General features: G+C 46.8%; 18 protein-coding genes. 5 read left to right on the forward strand and 13 right to left on the reverse strand.

Annotation, left to right across the window (positions count from 1 at the left end; genetic code table 11):
* The first annotated feature begins 158 nt into the window (after positions 1–158).
* The 3 genes from ACRBG0_RS08325 (at position 159) to ACRBG0_RS08335 (ending at position 2,923) form a co-directional block, all read left to right on the forward strand.
* A complete protein-coding gene (locus ACRBG0_RS08325; RefSeq protein ID WP_431486441.1) occupies positions 159–941 on the forward strand; it encodes an SH3 domain-containing protein in 783 nt (260 codons plus the stop codon).
* A gap of 162 nt (positions 942–1,103) precedes the next feature.
* A complete protein-coding gene (locus tag ACRBG0_RS08330) occupies positions 1,104–1,466 on the forward strand; it encodes a DUF1801 domain-containing protein (protein WP_431486442.1) in 363 nt (120 codons plus the stop codon).
* 380 nt (positions 1,467–1,846) lie between these two features.
* The gene (locus ACRBG0_RS08335; RefSeq protein WP_431486443.1) at positions 1,847–2,923 is read left to right on the forward strand and encodes an NADH:flavin oxidoreductase; all 1,077 of its coding nucleotides are present in this window, start codon (positions 1,847–1,849) and stop codon (positions 2,921–2,923) included.
* A gap of 434 nt (positions 2,924–3,357) precedes the next feature.
* On the opposite strand, the gene nqrF is transcribed toward ACRBG0_RS08335, so the two are convergent.
* The 7 genes from nqrF to pnuC all read right to left on the reverse strand — a co-directional run bounded on the left by nqrF (position 3,358) and on the right by pnuC (position 10,946).
* Positions 3,358–4,662, reverse strand: a complete 1,305-nt coding sequence (gene nqrF, locus ACRBG0_RS08340) for an NADH:ubiquinone reductase (Na(+)-transporting) subunit F (protein ID WP_020536940.1) — start codon at positions 4,660–4,662, stop codon at positions 3,358–3,360.
* Positions 4,663–4,699: 37 nt separating this feature from the next.
* Positions 4,700–5,314 carry an NADH:ubiquinone reductase (Na(+)-transporting) subunit E gene (gene nqrE, locus ACRBG0_RS08345; protein ID WP_020536939.1) on the reverse strand — a complete coding sequence of 205 codons (615 nt, stop codon included), beginning with the start codon at positions 5,312–5,314 and terminating at the stop codon, positions 4,700–4,702.
* Between the two features lie 112 nt (positions 5,315–5,426).
* A complete protein-coding gene (locus tag ACRBG0_RS08350; RefSeq protein ID WP_020536938.1) occupies positions 5,427–6,158 on the reverse strand; it encodes an NADH:ubiquinone reductase (Na(+)-transporting) subunit D in 732 nt (243 codons plus the stop codon).
* 45 nt (positions 6,159–6,203) lie between these two features.
* Positions 6,204–6,959, reverse strand: coding sequence for an NADH:ubiquinone reductase (Na(+)-transporting) subunit C (gene nqrC, locus ACRBG0_RS08355; RefSeq protein ID WP_431486444.1), 756 nt, complete (start codon positions 6,957–6,959; stop codon positions 6,204–6,206).
* Between the two features lie 78 nt (positions 6,960–7,037).
* Complete coding sequence (locus ACRBG0_RS08360; protein ID WP_431486445.1) at positions 7,038–8,360, reverse strand: NADH:ubiquinone reductase (Na(+)-transporting) subunit B; 1,323 nt, start codon at positions 8,358–8,360, stop codon at positions 7,038–7,040.
* A 167-nt stretch (positions 8,361–8,527) separates the two neighbouring features.
* A complete protein-coding gene (locus ACRBG0_RS08365) occupies positions 8,528–10,168 on the reverse strand; it encodes a Na(+)-translocating NADH-quinone reductase subunit A (RefSeq protein ID WP_431486446.1) in 1,641 nt (546 codons plus the stop codon).
* Positions 10,169–10,358: 190 nt separating this feature from the next.
* Positions 10,359–10,946 (reverse strand): nicotinamide riboside transporter PnuC, encoded by a 588-nt coding sequence (pnuC, locus tag ACRBG0_RS08370; RefSeq protein ID WP_431486447.1) that lies wholly within the window; start codon positions 10,944–10,946, stop codon positions 10,359–10,361.
* 378 nt (positions 10,947–11,324) lie between these two features.
* Between pnuC and ACRBG0_RS08375 the strand changes: the two genes are divergently transcribed.
* Positions 11,325–12,278 carry a DMT family transporter gene (locus ACRBG0_RS08375; RefSeq protein WP_431486448.1) on the forward strand — a complete coding sequence of 318 codons (954 nt, stop codon included), beginning with the start codon at positions 11,325–11,327 and terminating at the stop codon, positions 12,276–12,278.
* Between the two features lie 382 nt (positions 12,279–12,660).
* Complete coding sequence (locus ACRBG0_RS08380) at positions 12,661–13,347, forward strand: hypothetical protein (protein ID WP_431486449.1); 687 nt, start codon at positions 12,661–12,663, stop codon at positions 13,345–13,347.
* A gap of 93 nt (positions 13,348–13,440) precedes the next feature.
* Here the strand turns inward: ACRBG0_RS08380 and ACRBG0_RS08385 are convergent, their stop codons facing one another.
* The 6 genes from ACRBG0_RS08385 to ACRBG0_RS08410 form a co-directional block, all read right to left on the reverse strand.
* Positions 13,441–14,001 (reverse strand): NUDIX hydrolase, encoded by a 561-nt coding sequence (locus tag ACRBG0_RS08385; RefSeq protein ID WP_431486450.1) that lies wholly within the window; start codon positions 13,999–14,001, stop codon positions 13,441–13,443.
* A gap of 417 nt (positions 14,002–14,418) precedes the next feature.
* Positions 14,419–15,366: a hypothetical protein gene (locus tag ACRBG0_RS08390; protein WP_431486451.1), complete on the reverse strand. Its 948-nt coding sequence runs from the start codon at positions 15,364–15,366 to the stop codon at positions 14,419–14,421.
* Positions 15,367–15,996: 630 nt separating this feature from the next.
* Positions 15,997–17,532 carry an ABC transporter permease/substrate-binding protein gene (locus ACRBG0_RS08395; RefSeq protein WP_431486452.1) on the reverse strand — a complete coding sequence of 512 codons (1,536 nt, stop codon included), beginning with the start codon at positions 17,530–17,532 and terminating at the stop codon, positions 15,997–15,999.
* Between the two features lie 150 nt (positions 17,533–17,682).
* A complete protein-coding gene (locus ACRBG0_RS08400) occupies positions 17,683–18,636 on the reverse strand; it encodes an ABC transporter ATP-binding protein (protein ID WP_431486453.1) in 954 nt (317 codons plus the stop codon).
* Positions 18,637–18,660: 24 nt separating this feature from the next.
* Positions 18,661–20,586, reverse strand: coding sequence for a S9 family peptidase (locus tag ACRBG0_RS08405; protein ID WP_431486454.1), 1,926 nt, complete (start codon positions 20,584–20,586; stop codon positions 18,661–18,663).
* A 428-nt stretch (positions 20,587–21,014) separates the two neighbouring features.
* Positions 21,015–22,325 carry a DEAD/DEAH box helicase gene (locus tag ACRBG0_RS08410; protein WP_431486455.1) on the reverse strand — a complete coding sequence of 437 codons (1,311 nt, stop codon included), beginning with the start codon at positions 22,323–22,325 and terminating at the stop codon, positions 21,015–21,017.
* Positions 22,326–22,366 lie beyond the last annotated feature (41 nt).

Here is a 22,366-nt window from a genome sequence, read left to right on the forward strand (position 1 = left end):
TTTAAGTGCCCTAGGGTGCTGGGTGCAACCTTAATGTATGATCGCACTGGTACGATTGGGGCGCCGCGAGCTGGGTGCGAACGTTTACACTTTTCCAACCCCCTACACCTTTATTCCGACTTTCCTTAAATTTGTGGTGTTCAAAAAATGGAAATATTATGCGTAGAATATTTGTTCTAGTGAGTTTACTTCTTGTAGTTACTGGCGGCTGGAGCCAGTCGGCGGAAGAACGTGCGCAAACAGCTTTTCAACAGTTGGATGCCCAACGTTACCCCCTGGCCATCGGTGCTTATGAACAACTGCTAAGTGAGGGCTATTCCTCGCCCGGGTTGCACTACAACCTGGGTTTGGCATACTACCGGACAGAAAAGCTTGGGCCCGCCATTTTACAGATGGAAAAAGCAAAAAAGCTAGCCCCTTATGATAAAGAAATCCGAAAAAATCTGGACCTGCTCAGGAATGAACAAGAGGACGGGCTACTCCCTATTCCCACCTTTTTTCTCTACGATTGGTGGCACCGCGTTGCGGCCAGGCTACAACCCGACACTTGGGGCGTATTGGCTATTTTTTTCACCTTTATCGGTGCGGCTATATTGATGAACTGGTTGTGGTTTCGCAACGGCGCCGGCACTCCGGCCTGGTACCCAACCAAGCGAGCAGCACAACTCCCTTTCTACGGCGCAATGTTGATATTGCTGGCCATCCTCTTTATCTTCTTCGCTAACAGCAGAACCAAGGCACTTGCACGTGCCGATCAGGCCGTCATTCTTTTCAAAAAAGTAGAGGTAAGAATTGCTCCGGGTACAGACACCGAGATCGACTTTGAGGTGCATGAAGGCCTCCGCGTACGCCTACTCGATAACTTCGAAGGGTGGAGCAAGGTAGAACTTGTGGATGGCCGAACAGGCTGGGTACAGGACGCTGAAGTGGGGGTGATTTAAATAGTTATTGGTTGGTTATTTTTTTAGGGGGAGCTATGCCATCGTTCCTCGGCACCCCGTGCTCCAGACGCTGTCTTACGCACTCCTTTAGTGCTCAAGCTCCCATTTCTATCTAAAAAACAGGGGTAACTACTCATTACTCCAAGCAAAAAGACTGAGCCTATGCAAGATAAACTTACCAACTTCTTTCTTAATCAAGAAGAGCCGCTACAGGGAACCTTGCTAGCGCTACATGACTACATTTTGGCGCTACATCCAGGAGTAAGCGTGGCATGGAAATGGAGTTCGCCTTTCTTTACCTACCAAGGCAAAAACTTCTGCTACCTATGGATGGATAAGAAAACCCGCCATCCTTACATCGGTTTTATCGATGGACATAAAATTGATCACCCTTTGCTTATCAGTGATGGGCGCAAGCAGATAAAGGTATTATCTATTAACCCCGAAGAGGATTTTCCTCACGAGGCCATGAAGCATATTTTCAAAGTAGCATTGAAATGGTCGCAGAATGAGGATAATAAATAAGATAAACAGTATAAATTAATCCTATCACTGCCCAAAGAATCGCGAGATAGGTGGCATGCCTGTCCTCTCGTTCATCTCTTTTGTCTTTGTGCCAGTTTTTTGTTGGTGAAATAAAAGAATATCGAACGAGTAGCCTTCTACTAATCTCCCCAATAGCTACTGCAATAAGACAGTAACTGAAGGTAGGAAACCACCAATAGTCAAATAATTCAGACGGAATATGATCACCAGCTACCCACCTCCAACAGCAGGCAATGATAAATAGTACTCCAAGGTGGAGTTTATTATTCTTTTTGATGCTTTCGTAAATCAATCTAAATTGTTTAATCGCATAGGATAATGTTTAGTATAATATAGCAAAATACAACCAACTTCTCCTCATGGAAACAACTCCAGAAATGCTCCTTCACTTCCCTTGCGGAGTCGCTATGAAAAATAGGTTCATGCTGGCCCCTATGACCAACACCCAAAGCTTTGAGGATGGCCGCCTCTCCGACGACGAATACCACTGGCTGACCATGAGGGCAAAAGGGCAGTTTGGGCTGGTCATGACGTGCGCCTCACACGTTCAGGAAATCGGAAAAGGATTCCCAGGACAGTTAGGCATTTTTTCAGACCAGCATATTACCGGACACCAAAGGCTAAGCGCCGGTATAAAAGCACACGGTAGCCTCGCTGTGATTCAATTGCACCACGCGGGTATGCGATCCCCTGCTGAATTGATCGGGCAAGCTCCGGTTTGCCCTTCCGACAGTGGAAAACACGGCGCTCGCGGATTGTCACTGCAAGAAGTACAGCAGTTAAGAGATGACTTTATCAAAGCCGCTCTTCGCGCAAAAGAAAGCGGTTATGATGGCGTAGAAGTTCACGGCGCACACGGCTATATCTTAACTCAATTCTTAAGCTCTAAAATCAACCATCGGACGGATGAGTACGGAGGAGGTTTAACAAATAGAGCTCGTTTGTTATTTGAAATCGTCAACGGCATCAGAACTGCTTGCGGCCATGAGTTCCTCCTGGGTGTTCGCCTTTCGCCAGAACGGTTTGGCATGGATTTACTAGAAGTCAAAGAAGTCTGCCAGCGACTAATCGACGAGGGGCAGATCGACTTTCTTGACATCTCATTATGGGATTGCTTCAAGCTCCCCCATGAGGAACAGTTTCAAGACAAATCGTTACTAGCCCACTTTGCTGATCTCGACTTCAAGCAAGTCTTATGGACGGTAGCAGGAAAGATTCAAACAGGAAAACAAGTACGTGAAATTCTTGATGCTGGCGTAGATTTCGTTTCCATCGGCCGCTCGGGCATCCTGCATCACGATTTTCCTTTAAAAGTGATGGAAGATGCTGATTTTACCCCTACGGATACTCCAGTATCCAAAGCCTATCTGCGCCAAGAAGGGCTGGGGGAGAAATTTATCAAGTATATGCAGCGATGGGAGGGGTTTGTGGGGTAGGGTGACGCCTTACTGTGCTGTTCAAAAGATGCTTTTACAAGGCAAAACTCATGGTATTAGGTACTTGATGCGGGCTGCTTCGCGCCCTCAGGGCAAAGGCTAGAGGGATAGTAGACCATTAAGCATTGATCCCAACTTCGATTATAAAAGCCGATGTTGGGAAATTTATTAGCCGTTTCTACTAGCGTCATCAACTCCGAGGAACGCAGGGACAACTCTGAGGAACGCAGTGACGATCACCGTAGGTAATCACCGAAGATAAAGCCCCTCTACACTTTACTCAAAGTGGCGATACAATCGACGCGCGTCCCTCTACGACTTTCGGCATTTTGCCGAAAGTCCAGCTAACCCCAACAAACAAAAAGCCTGCTTCTTGTTACAGAAGCAGGCTTTTCATTTAGCTGACTACGCTTGGCTAAAGCCAAGCTAGTCCCTTACCCTCCGAAATCATCAAAGGCGATGTTCTCTTCAGGAACACCTAGCTCGTCGAGGGCATTAATTACTGAAGCGTTCATCAATGGAGGACCACAGAAGTAGTACTCGATTTCTTCCGGCTCGGGGTGCTTGGTGAGGTACTGCTCCATCACAACCGGCATGATGTATCCCTTGAAACCATCACCAGGAGATTCTGTATCTTCCTTTACTTGCCAGTTGTCTTCGGGTAGTGGGTTATCCAGTGCCACGTAGAAGCGGAAGTTTGGGAATTCTTTTTCGATTTTACGGAATTGTTCGATGTAGAACAACTCGCGCTTGGTACGTCCACCATACCAGAAAGACACTTTACGGTCGGTCGTCTTCAGGGTGTGAAACAAGTGGAAGAGGTGCGAACGCAACGGCGCCATACCAGCTCCACCACCAATGTATACCATTTCCTTCTTAGTCGGCTTGATGAAAAATTCACCGTAAGGACCAGAGATGGTTACTTTATCGCCAGGCTTCTGATCGAATACATAGGAAGAACATACACCAGGATTTACATTCATCCAACCGTTGGTAGCACGGTCGAATGGAGGAGTAGCAATCCGGATATTCAACATGATGATATCACCTTCCGCAGGGTGGTTGGCCATAGAATAGGCACGGAACTGCTCTTCATCGTTGACCATCTTCAGGTCCCACAACTTGAACTTATCCCATTCATCCTGAAATTTATTAGGATCATCACCGTGGTGCTCAGGGTGAGCACTGATGTCGAAGTTCTTATAATCAACCGTAACTACAGGCACATCAATCTGAATGTAACCGCCGGATTCGAAGTCCATCTCTTCTCCTTCAGGTAAGCGTACAACAAACTCCTTAATAAAGGAGGCTACGTTGTAGTTAGAAACTACCGTACACTCAAACTTCTTGATACCAAAGATTTCCTCAGGAATACGTACCTGCATGTCCTGACGAACTTTTACCTGACAAGAAAGGCGCTTATTTTCAGCAGCTTCCTTACGAGTAAGGTGGTTCATTTCAGTAGGCAGTACGTCTCCACCACCAGCATCAACGTGACATTCACACATGGCACAAGTACCACCACCGCCACATGCAGATGGCAGGAAAATATTCTGCTCAGACAGGGCGCCTAGTAGCGTACCACCTGGCTGCACCATCAGTGGGTTCTCTTCATCGCCATTCACGATGATCTTGACCTCACCCTGTGGTACTAGACGTTTCCGTGCTACAATGAGCATGAAAGACAAAAGCAGAATAATTGCTGTAAAAACAATAACCGCGTATAATATGATAATCATCAGCTATAAATTGTCAGTTCACTAATTATACTCATCCTTACTTAGGACCAGCAAATACCGCAGGGTCAATACCCATGAGACTCATAAAGGCGATTCCCATCAATCCCGTCAAGATAAATGCCATACCCAAGCCGCGTAGCGCAGGAGGCACATCTGAGTAACGGATTTTCTCGCGGATCGCCGCGATAGCAATAATCGCCAGGAACCAGCCAAAGCCACCACCTAAACCAAAGGCGATAGAGTTGCTCAGGTTATATTCCCGTGAAACCATAAACAGAGATCCACCAAGGATTGCACAGTTTACTGTAATCAGCGGAAGGAAAATCCCCAGTGCCGAATAAAGGGCAGGTGAGAATTTCTCTACGACCATCTCTACCAGCTGTACCATAGAGGCAATCACCGCAATAAAGAGGATGAAGCGCAAGAAGGTCAAATCTTGGCCAAAGAGGCCCGTTTCACTCAGAAGGTATTCATTGATCAACCAGTTGATCGGCATCGTAACACCCAGTACGAAGATAACGGCAAGCCCCAGTCCAAAGGCTGTATTCACTGACTTTGAAACTGCCAGGTAAGAACACATACCAAGGAAGTAAGCCAATACCATGTTTTCGATAAAGGCCGACTTGATGAAAATATTGATAAATTCTCCCATGAGAACATAAATTTTAAAAGTGGAGATTTTGTTCTGCTGATTTTACGCTTTTACAAGAAAATCAGGCATTCCAATCACTAAACTTTGTGAATTAAGGAACAGCACAATAATATTAAGATACGTCGACCAGCTTAGTATTGTAGCTACGCTGAATCCAAATCATAATACCAATGATAAACATTGCCGCAGCAGGCAATACCATCAGGTTATTGTTGGCGTACCAACCAAACCAACTGCCCAAACCAGATTCGGCAGCAGTATTAATCATGTATTCAACCTTACCTGCATTAGCGCCGATCAATTTCATCTCGATAGGGCTACCTGCGAAGAGGGTGCCTTTGCCAAAAATCTCACGTACTACACCCACAGCAATAAGGATAGCTCCGTAGCCAACACCGTTACCGATACCATCTACAAAAGAACGCCAAGGCTTATTGGCCATAGCGAAGGCTTCCAGACGGCCCATTACGATACAGTTCGTAATGATCAGACCGATATAAACCGAGAGCTGCTTGTAAACAGGATAGTTAAAGTACTTCAGCGCCATTTCTACCAAGGTTACCAAGGTAGCGATGATCACCAACTGTACAATCATCCGCACCGCCTTGGGGATAGCATTACGCAACAAGGACGTAAACAAGCTGGAAAATCCACAAACAAAAATTACGGCGATAGACATCACCACCGATGGATAAACCAGAGATGTTACTGCCAGCGCAGAACAAATACCCAATACCTGTACCGTAATTGGGTTGTTATCGTTGAGAGGATCAGTCATGAGCTTCTTTTCGACTTTGCCGAATAAAGGCTCTTTTACTTCTTCCACATTTTTCACCTCAGCCATTGTATTGCTTTTTGGTTGAATTGTTAATTTCTTAATTATTGAGGCTTACTCCTGAAGCATGGATTCCATGCCACTCCCTTTGATCTTATTCAAGTAAGGAAGATAAAGTGCAATACCACTACGCAGCATTTTATCAACGCCGTCAGCCGTAACTGTAGCACCAGAGATACCATCTACTTCGTAGGTAGGGTCCTGAGCACCGCCTTTACGAACTTTTACAGACACAAACTCACCATCGCGGAAAATTTCTTTATCCTTAAAGTTATCCGAGAAGGTAGGATTATCCTTGATTTCAGCTCCCAGACCAGGGGTTTCGCCCTTGTGGTCAAAAGAAGCACCAGCAATGGTGCTAATATCACTTTTCAGGGCGATATTTCCCCATATTTCATCCCATAGTCCATTACCACGAACAGAAAGAATATAGAATTCCTGGCCTTCGTATGCGTACTTAAACAGAGGAAGAACACGCTCACTCTCGTCTTTCTTCTTCTCTTTAGCCATATCTATATCCTCGGCCATTATGCCGTCTACTTCTTGTCCTTGTGTATTGAGCGTTGTTTGCTCTACTTTCTCGTTAAAGATTTCCAGCACCTGCTCATCGGTAAGATCGTTGGCACCAACGTTTTCGCCCATGCCGAGGTAATCATTTACCGCCGCCAAAACGGCTCGCTTATTGAAAATATCTTCGTTCTGATCAGCAGTAGCTTTGGTCGCCTGACGAATACTCGTCAAAGCAAAAGCCACAATCACCGTCATCGTAACGACGAAAAATAAAACGTAATTCGTGCTATTCTTATCCATCGTATTTAACTTTTATAACAATCCGGCAGTGCTCTATTAGGGTATCACCCTGCCTTCTTATTGTTTTTTATTCTACACTTACTGTTCTCCACGTGCTTTGGCCAATGCTGCCTGCCGCTTAGCACGGCGATTTACATTTGCTTCAAACACGTAATGGTCGATCAGCGGAGCAAAGACATTCATGAACAGAATGGCCAGCATCCACCCTTCCGGATAAGCAGGGTTAAGGATACGGATTATCAAGCCAATGAAGCCAATGAAGAAACCGTAAATCCACTTACCTGTAGCCGTAGATGCTCCCGTAACAGGATCGGTAGCCATAAACGCCATAGCGAAGAAGAAGCTACCCATATAGAAATGGTAGTACCAAGGCACTGCCATGAATTTGAAAATGCCGTCGGTCTCAGGCCCGAAAGTATCGGGTGCAATACCATTGATCATCAATCCACAGGCTACAAAGCCAACAATTGCAGAAACCATGATACGCCAGTCTGCCACCTTAGTAAATACGAGCATCAAAGCACCTAACAGGATTAGCGGCTTAGATGTTTCACCGATAGAACCAGGGATGTGTCCCCACCACATATCGCTTACCGAATAATGCTCGGTAACAGCTGCCCAACCACCTTTGGCGGCAAGCCCCAGCGGTGTAGCACCCGTAAAGCCATCAACGACAGCCTGTTTGCCTTCACCAAAAGTTGCCCATCCAAAAGATCCGAAGATGCTATCGAGGATACCATAAATACCACCGTACTCCTGGCTAGCATAAGCACCAGCACCTACTTTTTCGATACCTGCAATCCATACTTCATCACCAGAGATATAAGTTGGGTAAGCAAAGAAAACGAATACCCGTGCCAGCAATGCAATATTCAGGATGTTCATGCCTGTACCACCAAAAGCTTCTTTACCAATAACAACCGCAAAGATGATTGCAACAGAAAGAATCCATAATGGAATATCAGGAGGCATGATCAATGGAATCAATGCACCAGAAACAAGGAAACCTTCTTCTACAGCGTGCCCTTTCTTGGCGGCGTAGTAAAATTCAACACCCAAACCAACAACGTGGGTTACCACAAAGATGGGGAGAATCTTTACCAGACCGTAGAATATTTTAAGGTGGATAGCCTCAAATGTACCGGTGTACATCCCCAAAGCATGGAAATGCTGATTACCGATATTATAAGTGCCAAAAACGTAGAGGAGTTGGAGCGCAACTACCACGGTAACCATGGTGCGCTTCAAATCCATACCATCGCGAATGTGAACTCCTTTGGCCGTAACCGTATCAGGAGTAAAGGCGAAGGTGAAAAAAGCGTCGTAAGCGGTATGCAAAAGTGGAGACTTTGCCTTGTCCGGTTCGATGCGCTCGAAGAAATTGAGCAGTGCCTTTTTCATATTATCGAGTATACTGAGTTATTGTTTAATCTTAATTATTTGTCCTAGCATTGCGCAGAAAATAAAACGCGATTTTTTTGAGTTTTTCAAATAGTTAAAACACTTGAAATGAATCGTTTATTCAACTATTATAAAAAACAAAATCACTTTTATTTTCGTGCTGTTTCCTAGCCTTGCTCACGCATGGTTTCCAATCCTTCGCGCAAAATCTGCTGAAGGGGTTGCTTGGATACACAAACGAATTCACAAAGTGCAACATCCTCTTCTACCAGTTCCAGAATTCCGAGGCCTTCCATCCGCTCAATATCATTGATCAGGATAGACTTCATAATTTGCTGTGGGTAGACATCCATTGGCATCACCTGCTCGTAGTCATTGGTCACTACAAAAGCACGCTTTTCACCATGCGTATTGGTATCTCCTTCAAACTTCACCTTCGGGAAGAGGAAGTTGGGGAAAGTATTGGAAATTGTAGGCCGTGGGCTCAATGGCAACAACCAACCGAACATTTCAAAGTAGTCACCTTCTTTGATCACTGTAATTTGATCATCGTAGAAGTTGAGATAGTTGTTCATCGCCTTTTGCTCACCAGAAAGCACATCGCCTGAAATGACGCGCACATGCTCTTCTTTTAGAAGACCTTTGAGTAACTCTCCAACATTAGCACCAGCGTAGGTACGTACGTAGTGGGGTGTTTCCAATTCAGATCCTGTCAGTGCAACAACACGAGAAACATCAAAACGACCTTCCTGGAACAATTTACCCAAGGTGATCACTTCCTGTACACCTAATACCCAAACAGTATCACTGCCACCTACAGGAGCAGTATGGTGAATTTGCACCCCAACATTACCTACTGGGTGTTTGCCCTTAAAGTAACGCTTAGATGCATTAGCCGCTTGCGTAAAGACAGCTGGAGGAGCCGTATCACCGCGGCCATCAAGGCCCAAATGCACTTGCCCATCGGTAAGACGAGCCAGAACATCAACACCTCCTTGGAAAGCTGCTTCCTGGCCTGCAACCACAACGGCGCTATCAGGAGCCAAAGGAGCAGAATCAAAAGTGCTCACGAAAATATCGCGAGGTGTAACTTCCGGGTTAGGAATCGTATTATAAGGACGCTGGCGCAGTAAAGACCACCCACCGCTTTCTTTCATGAAATTGACGATCGTCTCCCGGTCAGCTGTCTTCATATCAGGCTGACTGAAAGTACGGTATTCTTGCTTTTTATCAGCCAAGATTACGATCTCAGCGATTGCACGCTTCGCACCGCGATTAAGCTCAATCACTTCGCCACTTACAGGAGCAACGAAAGCTACGTCCGGCATTTGCTTATCGAAGAAAATTTGGTCACCAGCCTTAACTGATGCACCAACTTCTACCGTCATTTTAGGAATTGGCTGCAAGCCGCGGAAGCTGGGAGGTTGTACAGCGAAGCGGGTTACACCACTTGCTTCTTTAACCGCTCCGGTAGCTTCGCCTTCCAGCAAAATATCGTGGCCGCGGCGTAGAATGGTTACAGGGCTATTCGCCGTGTAATCAGCGACTTTACCGCCAAAAAGGTGCTTGAAGCCAGGAATCAATGCAAGGCCGCCATCTTCTACGTCGATATTATTCTGTTTGGCTTCAATGCCAATCAGGTTGTCTGCAACGTTGATCAGCATGCCGAAAAAGAGGATCACGGCAATACCAACCAAGGTATAAATAAAGATATTGGACCCGCTAGCTCCCTCATTTTGGGCTGAAAGCTCGAATGCCATAAAAAGCGTACCTAAGGTCAGCACAGCTTTGTTGAGGATACTTTTCATTATAATGGTTACCGTTTGTGTGGTCTGCTTAATTGCGCAAAAAACTCACTAAACAGCTCAAAATCAAGGAGTTATCCAAGAAGTGAGCCTTAAAACTCGACAAAGATATAAAGGTTCTTTGTTTTAATGACAATGGGGCAAATCCAAAATTTATAGTTTTCACCTATTTAGACTTAATCTAAATAAACAATTACTCTTTTACTTGCTTCCGCCAGGTGTAATAAGCATATACTACAATAACCGTATAAATGACCATTAGCAAGGCAAACAATACTGCTCCTCGGCTGTAATACAACCCCGCATAAGCCAAATCAACGACAAACCAGTAATACCAATTCTCTAGTTGGCGGCGTACCAACATTATCGTGGCCAGCACAGAAAAAGAGGTCGTAAACGCATCCCAGTAAGTAGCCTCAGCATTTGTATAACTAAAGAGGTAACCAAGTAGCAACCCTCCAGCTATGCCAACAACAAGATATAAGAGGTGATCTTCTTTTTTCATTCGGCTGATGCGCATTACGCCACCCTCCTCACTACCTCTTTGCCAATTGTATAAGCCCCAGAAGCCCATCGCTACATAAAACACTTGCAGCAACACATCAGAATACAATCCATAACCATAAGAAACATAAGCCCAAAGTGCACAACTGACGATGCCAAAAGGCCAGCACCAGGCATTATTCCTTGCCGATAATACCACGTATACCAATGCAGTGAGCGTAACGACCCAATCGAGCCGACCGAGAGCCATTATTTCCTGTACAAGCTGGGGGAACATAAGCGAATTTTATGGATGATCTAATTCATGAACCAAAAGTAGGCATAAGTACTTTATGGCAAAGCTATCATTCAAAATAGTGAAACTAAAAAAACATGAAATACCTAATTGTTATTTTGGCTTTACTTGGTAGTTATTCACTCCACAGTCCAAATTAGTTCTATCGACCTGTTCACCTCCAATGCACGGATGGATCAACGCAATTACGGCAACGGCGTTACCAAGCAATTGATTGATCGAGACAACCTAGCTAAACCTAGACTTGTGCTCTTTCTAGAAGTTTTCATATAATTTATATAATTCTTATTAGCGGCTGCAAATCGGATTTGCAGCCGCCTTTTTTTATCCCACTTAAAAGGATACCATTACCTTTGGTCAATGAGTAACAGAACGCTTGTTTTCAGCGCCACTAGTCTTGCCTTTTTATTGGTTTTTGTGGGTGCTATTGGCTACAGTAGCAAGGCCATTTTTATTAAGCTGGCCTACCGCTACGGTGCCGACAGTGTCTCGCTGGTAGCTTTGCGCATGGCTTTCTCCCTCCCCTTCTTCTTGATAGCAGCTGCATACAGCCAAAAGCAACGAAAAGCCAGTGACTTCCAATTGAGCAAAAAGCACTGGGGACAAATCATTGTGCTAGGCATCATGGGTTATTATGTAGCCAGCCTATTCGATTTTTGGTCTTTACAATACCTCACTGCCAGTCTGGGTCGGCTCATTCTCTTCACCTACCCTACCCTGGTATTACTACTTTCAGCTATTTTCCTCAAGCGCCGTATCAGTTGGGGCGAAGCGGGTGCAGTATTGCTTTCTTACATCGGTATAGCCCTGGCATTTTCGCAATCGGTCGAACTGGCACAGGGCGAATTCTTCTGGCGAGGGGTAGCCTTATCCTTTGGCAGTGCCCTGGCTTTTGCCATTTACTTGATGGGCAGCGGAGAGTTTTTACCCAAAATGGGTACACTGCGCTACAATTCAATCACGATGAGCATCGCTTGCTTTGCCATTATTATCCACCACGGCATCCAACACCAGTGGGCACTTTTCGATTTTCCGGCGCCCGTCTACTGGCACTGCTTTGGCATGGCCATGCTAGCAACTGTAATACCGAGTTTTATGGTTGCCGAAGGTATCCGCCGACTGGGAGCCGGACCAGCATCTATCATCAGCAGCGTTGGGCCCATTTCTACCATCATGCTGGCAGCTGTATTTCTAGGAGAAAGCTTCGGAAACTGGCAATGGCTCGGAGCCGTCTTGGTAATTGGTGGTGTGCTCCTGCTTTCGTGGTGGAAAAGAAAAAGAGGAACACCTTCCTCTACTAGCAATCGTGCCTAAATTATTATGGGCCTCCGCCTACCTACGGTGGCGTCAGGCTGTCCGTCTTTTCAATCCTCCCATCCTTAGTCCCTGCGCGCTCCGCTTACCGAGCTTCGGCCTGCTGGCCTGCGCACTGGTTTATCAAACAAAGACTATAAAGTTCAACGAGGCAACGCTGGAGAACGCTGTGACGATCTCTGTGGGTCATTACCACAAATAAAACCTCGACACCTTCTATCCTAGAGACGCAAAGTGGCACCTCCTCTTCTACAAATCTCCATCAATAGTCCGGCTAAGGGATAAAACACCCCACAAATGTCCGGAACATAGCAGTTGATATTCAACAAATTAGCGCTAACTTTATTGAAAAGGGAGAACTCCTTTTATAAACCCTCTTCCGATGGCAAAAAGAATACTTTATTTGTTGCTACCTATCTTCCTCTTGTGCGCCTGTACCGACCCCATTGTTCGGCAGGCTCCGGTAGTCGTTAACGAGACGGTTAGTTTAGGTTTTTTCGCCTTTACGGATGAAACACCCAACTTTACCCCTTATTACGACAAACGTACCCTTGTTTTCGAAAATGAAGACGGTCTGAGTTATATCTTCCAAATGAATCAGCCTATTCTGCAAAGTGAATACAGCTATCTAAAAACTTTTCCACATCCAGATCGACCGGGCGAATTCATCGACTACCGCTACGCTGGTAATCGGGCCTCTTTTGAATTTGTGTGTAATGAACTTGGTGCGAAGCTAGTGGTTGCTTTGAAGCCTGAATTATGCGAAGACCCTCAACTGAATCCGGAAATACTTCCAGTCGATTTTTTAGAGGTACGCGGCATTGGTTTCAATGATGGCGACGTAAACCTTCGAGACCCTGCACTAGCTGTAGACATCAAAAACAATAGGCCCTGCCCAGGAGGCCGAAGACTTGGAAACATTACCCTTGGAGGCAGGGAATTCAGCAATGTTACCTCCGAACGCCAGGAATTAGGAAGCCGCTATTTTGAGGTCTACTACTCCCCCGAAGATGGTATTGTCGCCTTCGGTACTACTTATCTTTTCTTAGTGCTAAAAGAGGCTTATTGACATTGAAGATATCAGTATACAATTAGGATAAGATTTTCATTGCCGCAGATTCGGCCTACTGCTTCCTATCAAATAGGCAGTACCTTTTACTCGTCAACTAAAGTCTTCTGCAAAGAAGGCCAGCAGTGCACAAACGGTATGGGGGTGCTTAAAACCGCCAGTGAGTAGACGCTGTTTCACCTTGTCGCGCGGCATGGCCACCAGCCTGATATCTTCGCCATCATCCATTTGAAGAGCGCCTGCCAGGGTAACATTTCTGGCAGAAAAGTGGTGAACAAAACCTTCCATAAATGCGGGGTTAGAAGGGTGACTACCGAGGGAATTCCATAAAGAAGCCCGGTATCCCGTTTCTTCTAGTAGTTCCCGGCGGGCGGCAGTGAGGGGGGCTTCACCAGCGTCAATCAGTCCGCCCGGTAGCTCATATAGGTATTCCCGGACGCCGAAGCGGTATTGTTTCACCAAGAGAATTTCGCCCGTGGCTGTTTCTGCTACTACCTGTACAGAATTGCCCCCTTCCAACAGAATCATTTTCTCTTCATGTCCATTACGCGGGTTCACCATCCAGTCGAAGCGTACCTTGAAAAGCTTCAGGTCTGGGCCGGGTTCGGAACGAGTGCGATGCCAATGCGGGGAGGTCGGGTTGTTATTATCCATATACTAGGGGTTGTTGTTTGGAACCACCAAAGGCACCAAAGATATTTTTATTGAACCATATGAGGGATTATAAGGAAATATAAGGCGGGGTCCAATAGGTTGGATTCACGATTTAGCACGCCGGCCCATTTTGAACCACCAAAGGCACATAGAGTTATTGAACCATATGAGGCATTATAAGGAAATATAAGGCGGGGCCCAATAGGTTATCACAATTCAGCACGCCGGCGCAAATGAAGCCCAAACCCACATCGGACATATAATAAAAAAGGTGTGCAGGGCAACCGCCCGTAACACGCCGGACGGAGGAGGAGCGGCAGCGATAGTAGCCTCCCCCAGGGGGCGAATAGCGCGGCGGCGAGCACCACCACCCGAAGGATGGTGGTGCGCTGCCGGCTGCCCAAAGACAAGAAGCTGCTAAAGCAACCAAAATGCAGGCTTATCGCCCAACTTTGGAGACAGCTTTTTCACACGTTTTTCGAGAAAACTCGGGATATCGGCGGTCTTTTCGAAGCAAAAACGCTTGGGAAGCTGGGTGTACAACGACTTGGGCGGTTTACAATTTTTGAGCATACAGCCGGCGTCGTAGGTATGATAAAAGATGCGGCTCACCCCTATTTCTTCCCACAAGAAGCGTAAGGTAGCAGTGAGCATGGCTTCGGCCCACACCTTTCCGTAAGCTTTTAGCACCTGCTGGAGGTAGTGTTCGTATTTGTCTACCTCCAGGCTGTGGCGACTACGCTTGGTGGTCCATTCTCGCCAGTTTCCATTGGCGTCGCGTTTGCGGTGCCGGTGCTCGATGACCTCCTCGTTGGCAGCTTTCCACCAGTCGGTCTGTACCTCCTCAATGAGGGCTTCTTCCAGGTTTTCGCTGAGGTCGATCCGTGCCCAAGCCAGGGTAAACTCTTTGCCTGCTGCCCGGCTTGGGTGCCCCCAATATTTGAAAGGATGCCGGTGTGTGCCATTCACCAATTGTTGGTACTCGCGATTGTGGTCGCTGGCAAAGTTTAACTGCAGCACCAAATTGTATCCCGGACGAGACGTCTGTGCCCAATTGCGGGAAAAATGACGCTCCTGCCCCCACTGGCCAAAGCTAAGGCGAAAAGACAACGGGTCTGCGGCACGAATAAGCTGTAGCCGATTGAAGTCAAGCATACCATCACCCCAGTTGCCACGAGCTTGTTGTAGCAGCGGCCGATCCAATAAACGCCCCCAACGACTATTGGCAATTGTTTTGATTTTTTGGGCAGCGGGTAGCGTTTGTCTTTCTAAAAGGTAGCGGGCGTATTCATCCTTGGCATAATAGAATACACGGCGCTGGCCTTCCAGCACTTCCAGGAGGAAGTCTAGTGAAGAACGATCCATAACCGTAAATTTTGATAGTCAAGCACTAAGCACTAGAGCAAGTAGATGAGCACATCACTTAGCCCTAAATAGTCTTGCTAATTCAGCTAAAAAATTGGTGATCCCCCTCTCTAATAAAGAGGAGCGGAGGTTTTCAGCATATTGGGAATTCGTCAACCAATGCTAGTCAGCCCGGCCGTATCCACAGTAAGCATGCTGAAAATCGAGAGGTTATGAAGGCAAAACATGGTAGGTAGTTTTTTGTAACTGTCCACCCTAACAGTAGAGGAGAACGGAAAAGTTCCCGTAGAAGAAATTATTCGTACAATCTTACGTCAAAGATGTACCGACCTTGCGTAGGTGTTTTTTTTGTTTTTTATTTAAAAAATGAAAACACTTCATGTTTTTATTAAAAATTTCATACCTTTACACACTCTTAGTAAACTGACAAATACTAAGAACATCGAAGGTCACTACCCCCAGTTTGTCACGGGGCATTCAGCGGTTGTTTTTTTTTGCGTATTGCTTGGCTGTTGCCGCTCTGGCAGCAGAGATAGACGCACGCCCTATACGGTCGTTTGGCCAGGGGCGGTTTCGGCGATCTGGCAAGAGGGTGGGCCCTCCACTTGGGGCTGCTATATCACCTTATTTTCACTCTTCCAGCAAGTCACTTATCCTCTTCCAACCTTTCTCTTTCGCTAGCACAGCCCTTGTCATCAGGGCGTAAGTATTATTAAACCCTAGTGGACTAAGCCAAAGCACTCCATCTTTTTGCTCACAATTTTCTTTCACATAATCATACACAGCATCGGCATTGGTAAAAATGACATCCCGGATACTGTCAGTAGGCTGTAGCAATACTTGAAATCCCGTACCGGTATATTCAGGATAGATATCAATCTCGCCCGTACGCAAGGCATCGTAGCAAATCTTGGTTCCCCCTAGTCCCGGCTTTGCAACTACTCCGATGCTAGTGTGACCTTCAATAAGCTGGCGAAAAATTTCTACCAGGAGGTATTGTTCTGTAAAAAGCTTGGAGCCAATGAGTATTTTCCCCTTGCGCTCGCCATCAGGCGCTTGCCACAGGTTTTGTTGGCGCAAAAAACCGGTAGCGACCTCACTCACTGATCGGTGCAGGTGGTCTACCTCATAATTGAGCCTCGTCATGAGACTGTCGCTTATTTTATCACTTAGCAGCTCTATAATTGGTCTTAATTCCGGGTACTTCAATGCGGTTTTGCCATTCAATAAAGCGGCACACTGATAAGGCGGAAAAGCATGCTGATCATCTTCCAAAACTTTGAGATCATAGGCTTTGACGCGACCATCGGTAGAATAACCACTTATGATTTCTACCTCGCCTTCGGCTACTGCGCGATACAGCAAACCGGCATTTAAGATCAGAGTATTGAATGCTATGCCCGGGTACTGCTGCTCTATACTAGGAAGGCCATCGGATCGCTCTGAAAACTCGGGGTCGAACGCGGCCGAGAGCAGCTCTGTATCCACCGGCCCTCGCCAAGCCATCCATCCCAAGAGGGGGATCAATAATAAAAGGGCCGAGGGGTGTTGTTTCCGCTTCTTACTTAACAATGCTAATCCTTGATCGAATAAAATTGCCAATATTGCAGCAGGAATGGCTCCCGCCAAAATCATCTGGCTGTTATTGAGCGCAATACCTCCGAAGATAAATTCCCCCAAGCCCCCCGCTCCAATATAGGCAGCAAGCGTAGCTACGCCTACATTAATCACAGCTGCCGTACGTATGCCTGCCAAAATCACAGGCAAAGCCAGCGGCAATTCTACCTTTTGCAACATTTGCCACTTGGTCATCCCCATACCGGCAGCGGCTTCACGCACTGCAGGGTCGACGCCCTGAAGCCCCGTGAATGTATTCCGCAGAATCGGTAGAATAGCATAAAGTAGTAGAGCAAAAATGGCAGGTTTAACACCAATACCCAAGAGGGGAATCAGGCTTCCCAACAAGGCAATGCTAGGGATCGTTTGCAAAATCCCTGCCGCACCAAGTACCCACCGCGACCATGCATCCCGGCCGGCAATCCAAATCCCCGTAGGAATAGCAATCACACAAGCCAATAGTATTGACAGTAGGGTAAGCCCCAGGTGTTCAAAACTCAGCTCTAATAGTTTGTCGCTGTTCTCGTGTAAAAAGTTCAAAAAAGTCATCCGGTTGATTGGTATTATCGTGACGTTTGATTCTGACCTACCATTAATATTGGCAAGCTCAATGATATAAAACCTCACTGTACGAGGTAATTGGTATAGCGTTCAATATGGTTTTATCAATATCCCTGCACCCTGTACCTGATACTGTTATTATGCTTCCTGCAAAAATGCAACCGCTGTTTGGGTAATTTGAGCTGGCGAAAACCATTGGCCTCCTTCATTAACACCCATTTTGGCCTTGGGACCTGGTGCCAATAATTGCTCCAATGCCTCTTGTAAAGATGCTGTACGCAGAAATGGCACCTCTTGAAAAGAGACTGATGGAACGGTGTTATTCAGCCCTTCAAGATCATCAACCATCAGTACCTGATAAGCCAGTCCCAGGCGCTGAGCAGCGAAAAAATTGCGGACAAAATCATTGGCTGGGCTAAAAAGTAATTCGCGCGGACTACCCATTTGCTGCAACTGCCCTTTGTCTAAAAGACAAATCTGATCGGCCAATTCAAAAGCCTCCACCACATCATGGGTAACCAATATGACGGTCTGCTGCTGAAAAGCCTCCAATTCTCGAAAATCCCGTCGTAACTCCTGGCGAGTTATTGGGTCCAACGCACTAAAGGGTTCATCCATCAACAACACCGGGGGCTCGGCAGCCAAAGCCCGAGCAATACCCACGCGTTGTTGTTGCCCACCACTGAGTTCATGCGGATAACGAGTCAAGAAAACTTCAGGAGCTAAATCTAGGCGTTCTAGCAGAAGCTGGCAACGTGCTGCTATACGCGCTTCGGACCACTTCAGTAAGCGTGGCACTATCGCTATATTTTCGGCAATGGTATAATGTGGAAACAAACCAACGTCCTGAATCACGTAGCCCATCCTACGGCGCATCGCCTCTAAAGGTAACTCACGGACGTCTTCTCCTTTTAGTAATATTTCTCCTTCACTGGGCTCAATCAGGCGATTGAGCATCTTCAAGGTGGTGGTTTTACCGCTCCCGCTAGTACCTAGCAGCGCCAAGGTCTCCCCTTCTGCTACCCGAAATGAAAGGGCATCTACGGCGATGGTTTCGCCAAAGACTTTACTCAATTCTTTTACTTCAATCATAGAAGCAAATTACTAAAATAAAACTCACCCCAAATACTTGCCCAAAAAGCCGAGCATCGAACGATAAAACTCAAATCGATTTTCTTCATTTTGGAAGCCGTGCCCCTCATTGTATTTCACCAAGTAAGGCACTTCTATTCCCCGCGACCGCAGCTGACGCACAATCTGATCCGACTCATCAATATTTACACGTGGGTCGTTGGCACCTTGGGCCACAAACAGCGGCGTACGGATTTTATCGACATGAAAAACGGGTGAAGTCGCGCGCATCTGCGCTTCGTCCTCCTCCGGGTGGCCTACCATAGCGTAGAGCATATCCAAGTAAGGCTTCCAATAAGGAGGGATTGTTTGCATAAACGTAAACAAGTTGCTCACCCCTACATAGTCAATCGCACAAGTGTACAGATCTGGCGTAAATGTTATCCCTGCCAGCGTAGCATAACCACCATAGCTACCACCATAAATGGCTACTTTAGCTGGATCGGCAATGCCCTCGGCGATCAGCCAGTTTACACCGTCAGTTATATCATCTTGCATGGTTAGGCCCCACTGCTTGAAGCCCCCTTCCCAAAAAGAGCGCCCGTAACCAGTGCTGGCCCGGTAATTCATTTGAAATACGGCATAACCACAACCGGCCAGCAGCTGCGCCTCCGGATTGTAGCCCCAACTATCGCGTACCCACGGCCCTCCATGCGGGTTGATCACCACCGGCAACGGGGCGCCAGTATGCCCCAAAGGCAAGGTCAGATAGCCCTGTATCGTCAGCCCGTCGCGGCTTTGGTAAGTCACCGACTTCATCGGTGCCATGTCTTCTTCTTTCAACCAGGGGCTCACTTCTGTAACCAATTCAGGTGCATCCAACGTCTCATCATAGTAATAATAAGCTCCTAGTGAACGGTCGCTATAGGTACGCAGCAAGAAGCGCTCCTCTGCTTTATCCTTGCTCACCACCGTTATTTCGTAATCCCCCAAGGCTTTGCGCCAAGCTTCATAGCGAGCGCGGCGAGCCTCATCAAAGAAATGGTGCTGCTGCTTCCAGGTGGTATAACTCACCTCCGTCAGCACTTTATGCCTGCGCGAATAATGTAAACTGCTCACATCTACATCGGGATGTGCAAAAACGGGTTCGCCTACTTCTTTACCTTCCGCCAAATCGTATTTGATGATCACCATTTTGTCACGCTCCAGGTTGGAAGCGGTGAAAATGACGTCACCATCATCGAAATCAAAAAACAAGGGGCTCAAGCTCTCCTTAAAACTTGTTTCGCTCACTACCACAAAGGCATCTTCCTCTTTTCGGCGATACAAAAGCTGCTCATTCACACCACCGACCATCCGAATAGCTACCCGCAAGCGGCCTTGGTGGTCTGTCAGCCATTGTACGATAGGTTGCAGCGGGTCGGTATTCTCAGCCAACTGCTTCATCTCACCCGTGTGAATATTGATTCGATAAGGCTCAAAAAGCTGAGGATTGTTCTTGTTCAAACCAATGATGAGTTCGTTTTCATCATCGTATAAATCATCAATGATCTGGATGGTCACCTCAGGAAAAGGCGTCAAATCACGCGGGTTAGCACCATCTTTATCTACCGCAAAAAGCTGATAGTTTTCATTACCACCACTGTCTTTCACAAAAACAATGCGCTGGTCACTGGCCCAGAAAAAACTACCAATACTACGGTCGGTTTCCTGAGTGATCCGTACGGCCGTTTCCTCTCCCAAGAGACGTACATGAATATTATTACGTCGTTGATAAGGCGCTAGAAAGGCCAAGTATTTCCCATCTGGTGACAACTGAAAAGCCGTCTGTTCCGGCAAACGAAAAAAATCCTCCACAGCGTAGTTCAACTGCGAGGGTATATGTGTTGAGAGTGCTGCGATTTCCTCATCACTGCTCGGCAAATTTGGATCACCAGGCAGTGAGGTAGCAGTCGTGCTAGTTTCCTTCATTGTGTAAAGAAAAAATTTTTATACGACCTTTTCATCGTATGGCCCGATAATTAGTCAATTATCCCCTTTTTTTTGGGCGTGCCCCCGCCTTTTGGCTTCGTTTGGGGCTTTTTGCTGGTGGGTTGGAGACGTAGCGGTGCGACGTCTCTACATATGAAAACGGCGGCGGGGTCGCTCCCTTCTGGGCTCGCTATCACTCGGCCTCCCTGCGTTCGGTCTCTACCCTTCGGGCAGCCCCGCCAGGCAGCTCACGCGTTTCAAAGTCGGAAGTGGGAGATCAGAAGTTGGAAGTATTTAGATAAGGTTAAAGGAGAATTCATCGCCCTTACAATACCAAAACTTCTAAAACAACGCTTGATTTAGGTGTTTTCTAGAACTTGAGATGCTCCAAGTACTTCCGAGTTCCCACTTCCGCATTCCGACTTCAACTAAACCTCATACACCCGCACCTTACGCTTCTTCAAGTGGGTGTTATCAGTCAGTTCTATCAGCTGCTTGAGTTTGTTGCGTCGTACAGCTACGAAGGTACAGTCTTGTTTCAGTTCAATATTCCCTACACTGTCTTTGGGCATTCGACCTTGTTTAAAGAAAAAGCCGGCAATATCTCCCTTAGAGATTTTGTCGCCACGCCCACCAGAGACAAACACCGTTGTCCAGTCAGCTGCCCCTGGCAATGGGGCTTCATTCAGGATTTGCTCAGGCAGTTCACCTATAAAGTCTGGCAATTCTTCCTCTTCCCAGTGTAGCACATAGGCGGTGCCTTCTTTGTGCATCCGGGCGGTACGGCCATTCCGGTGGGTAAATTCTTCCGCCCGGTGCGGCAGGTGGTAGTGGATGATAAACTTAATCTCCGGCACATCAATACCACGAGCGGCAAGATCGGTCGCAAGTAACAGCTGTAGGCTACCATTGCGAAATTTGATCAGTGCTCGCTCACGGTCACGCTGCTCCAAACCACCATGAAATAGCGCGTGTGGCACCTCCAGCTCGTCGAGGTAATTGCTCACGCGATCAATGCTGGCCTTGTAGTTACAGAAAATAATCCCTGGCTGGTTACCCAAGTGTCGTAGCGCAGCACCCAGTGTTTGAAGCTTATCTTTTGTCGGAGAGATAATGCTTCTGACATCTAAATTGAGGACGCCATCACCCAAAAAATCTACCTGCGTTGGTTTATTGAGCTGGATAAAATCAGGAATCGTCACCGCTGGGGTCGCCGAGGTGAGTATTCGTTTTTTGAGATGTGAAAAGGAATTCACAATCTCACTCATCTCCTCCTCAAAACCTACTTCCAACGACTTATCAAACTCATCTAACACCAGATACTGGAGTTCTCTGGTACGGAAGCTGCGCCGCCGCAGGTGGTCTGCAACCCGGCCCGGCGTACCAATCAAAATGGCGGGCAGTTTTTGCAGCTCTACTCTATCTTTAGCAATGGGTCGGCCTCCGTAAACGGCATTCGTTTTGTAGCCGGTTCCCATTTCACGAACAACCTGTTCGATCTGGATCGCGAGCTCACGAGAAGGCACCAAGATCAGGGCCTGCACCTCTTCGCTTTCAGGGTTCAACATCGCTATCAGAGGCAGCAAAAACGCCAGCGTCTTACCACTACCCGTAGGTGATAGTAATACCAAGTCGTTACCATGCTCAATGGCCAACTGGGCCTCCTCTTGCATGGCATTCAATGCTGTGATCCCCAGCTTCGCTAATATCTGCTCCTTGTTCTTCAGTGGACTTATCATGGCGCAAAGTTAGTGGTACCTTTTTGCATTAATGCATTTAA

Origin of the sequence: Lewinella sp., assembly GCF_050633125.1 — a bacterium.
GTDB lineage: Bacteria > Bacteroidota > Bacteroidia > Chitinophagales > Saprospiraceae > Lewinella.

Excerpts from the sequence above, each read along its gene's own strand:
- nqrF (WP_020536940.1), bottom strand. The coding sequence starts at position 4,662 with ATGATTATCATATTATACGCGGTTATTGTTTTTACAGCAATTATTCTG.
- ACRBG0_RS08360 (WP_431486445.1), bottom strand. The coding sequence starts at position 8,360 with ATGAAAAAGGCACTGCTCAATTTCTTCGAGCGCATCGAACCGGACAAG.
- ACRBG0_RS08385 (WP_431486450.1), bottom strand. The coding sequence starts at position 14,001 with ATGGATAATAACAACCCGACCTCCCCGCATTGGCATCGCACTCGTTCC.
- ACRBG0_RS08365 (WP_431486446.1), bottom strand. The coding sequence starts at position 10,168 with ATGAAAAGTATCCTCAACAAAGCTGTGCTGACCTTAGGTACGCTTTTT.
- ACRBG0_RS08410 (WP_431486455.1), bottom strand. The coding sequence starts at position 22,325 with ATGATAAGTCCACTGAAGAACAAGGAGCAGATATTAGCGAAGCTGGGG.
- ACRBG0_RS08375 (WP_431486448.1), top strand. The coding sequence starts at position 11,325 with ATGAGTAACAGAACGCTTGTTTTCAGCGCCACTAGTCTTGCCTTTTTA.
- ACRBG0_RS08380 (WP_431486449.1), top strand. The coding sequence starts at position 12,661 with ATGGCAAAAAGAATACTTTATTTGTTGCTACCTATCTTCCTCTTGTGC.
- nqrE (WP_020536939.1), bottom strand. The coding sequence starts at position 5,314 with ATGGGAGAATTTATCAATATTTTCATCAAGTCGGCCTTTATCGAAAAC.
- ACRBG0_RS08405 (WP_431486454.1), bottom strand. The coding sequence starts at position 20,586 with ATGAAGGAAACTAGCACGACTGCTACCTCACTGCCTGGTGATCCAAAT.
- ACRBG0_RS08350 (WP_020536938.1), bottom strand. The coding sequence starts at position 6,158 with ATGGCTGAGGTGAAAAATGTGGAAGAAGTAAAAGAGCCTTTATTCGGC.
- ACRBG0_RS08330 (WP_431486442.1), top strand. The coding sequence starts at position 1,104 with ATGCAAGATAAACTTACCAACTTCTTTCTTAATCAAGAAGAGCCGCTA.
- ACRBG0_RS08325 (WP_431486441.1), top strand. The coding sequence starts at position 159 with ATGCGTAGAATATTTGTTCTAGTGAGTTTACTTCTTGTAGTTACTGGC.
- ACRBG0_RS08390 (WP_431486451.1), bottom strand. The coding sequence starts at position 15,366 with ATGGATCGTTCTTCACTAGACTTCCTCCTGGAAGTGCTGGAAGGCCAG.
- ACRBG0_RS08400 (WP_431486453.1), bottom strand. The coding sequence starts at position 18,636 with ATGATTGAAGTAAAAGAATTGAGTAAAGTCTTTGGCGAAACCATCGCC.
- ACRBG0_RS08335 (WP_431486443.1), top strand. The coding sequence starts at position 1,847 with ATGGAAACAACTCCAGAAATGCTCCTTCACTTCCCTTGCGGAGTCGCT.
- pnuC (WP_431486447.1), bottom strand. The coding sequence starts at position 10,946 with ATGTTCCCCCAGCTTGTACAGGAAATAATGGCTCTCGGTCGGCTCGAT.
- ACRBG0_RS08395 (WP_431486452.1), bottom strand. The coding sequence starts at position 17,532 with ATGACTTTTTTGAACTTTTTACACGAGAACAGCGACAAACTATTAGAG.
- nqrC (WP_431486444.1), bottom strand. The coding sequence starts at position 6,959 with ATGGATAAGAATAGCACGAATTACGTTTTATTTTTCGTCGTTACGATG.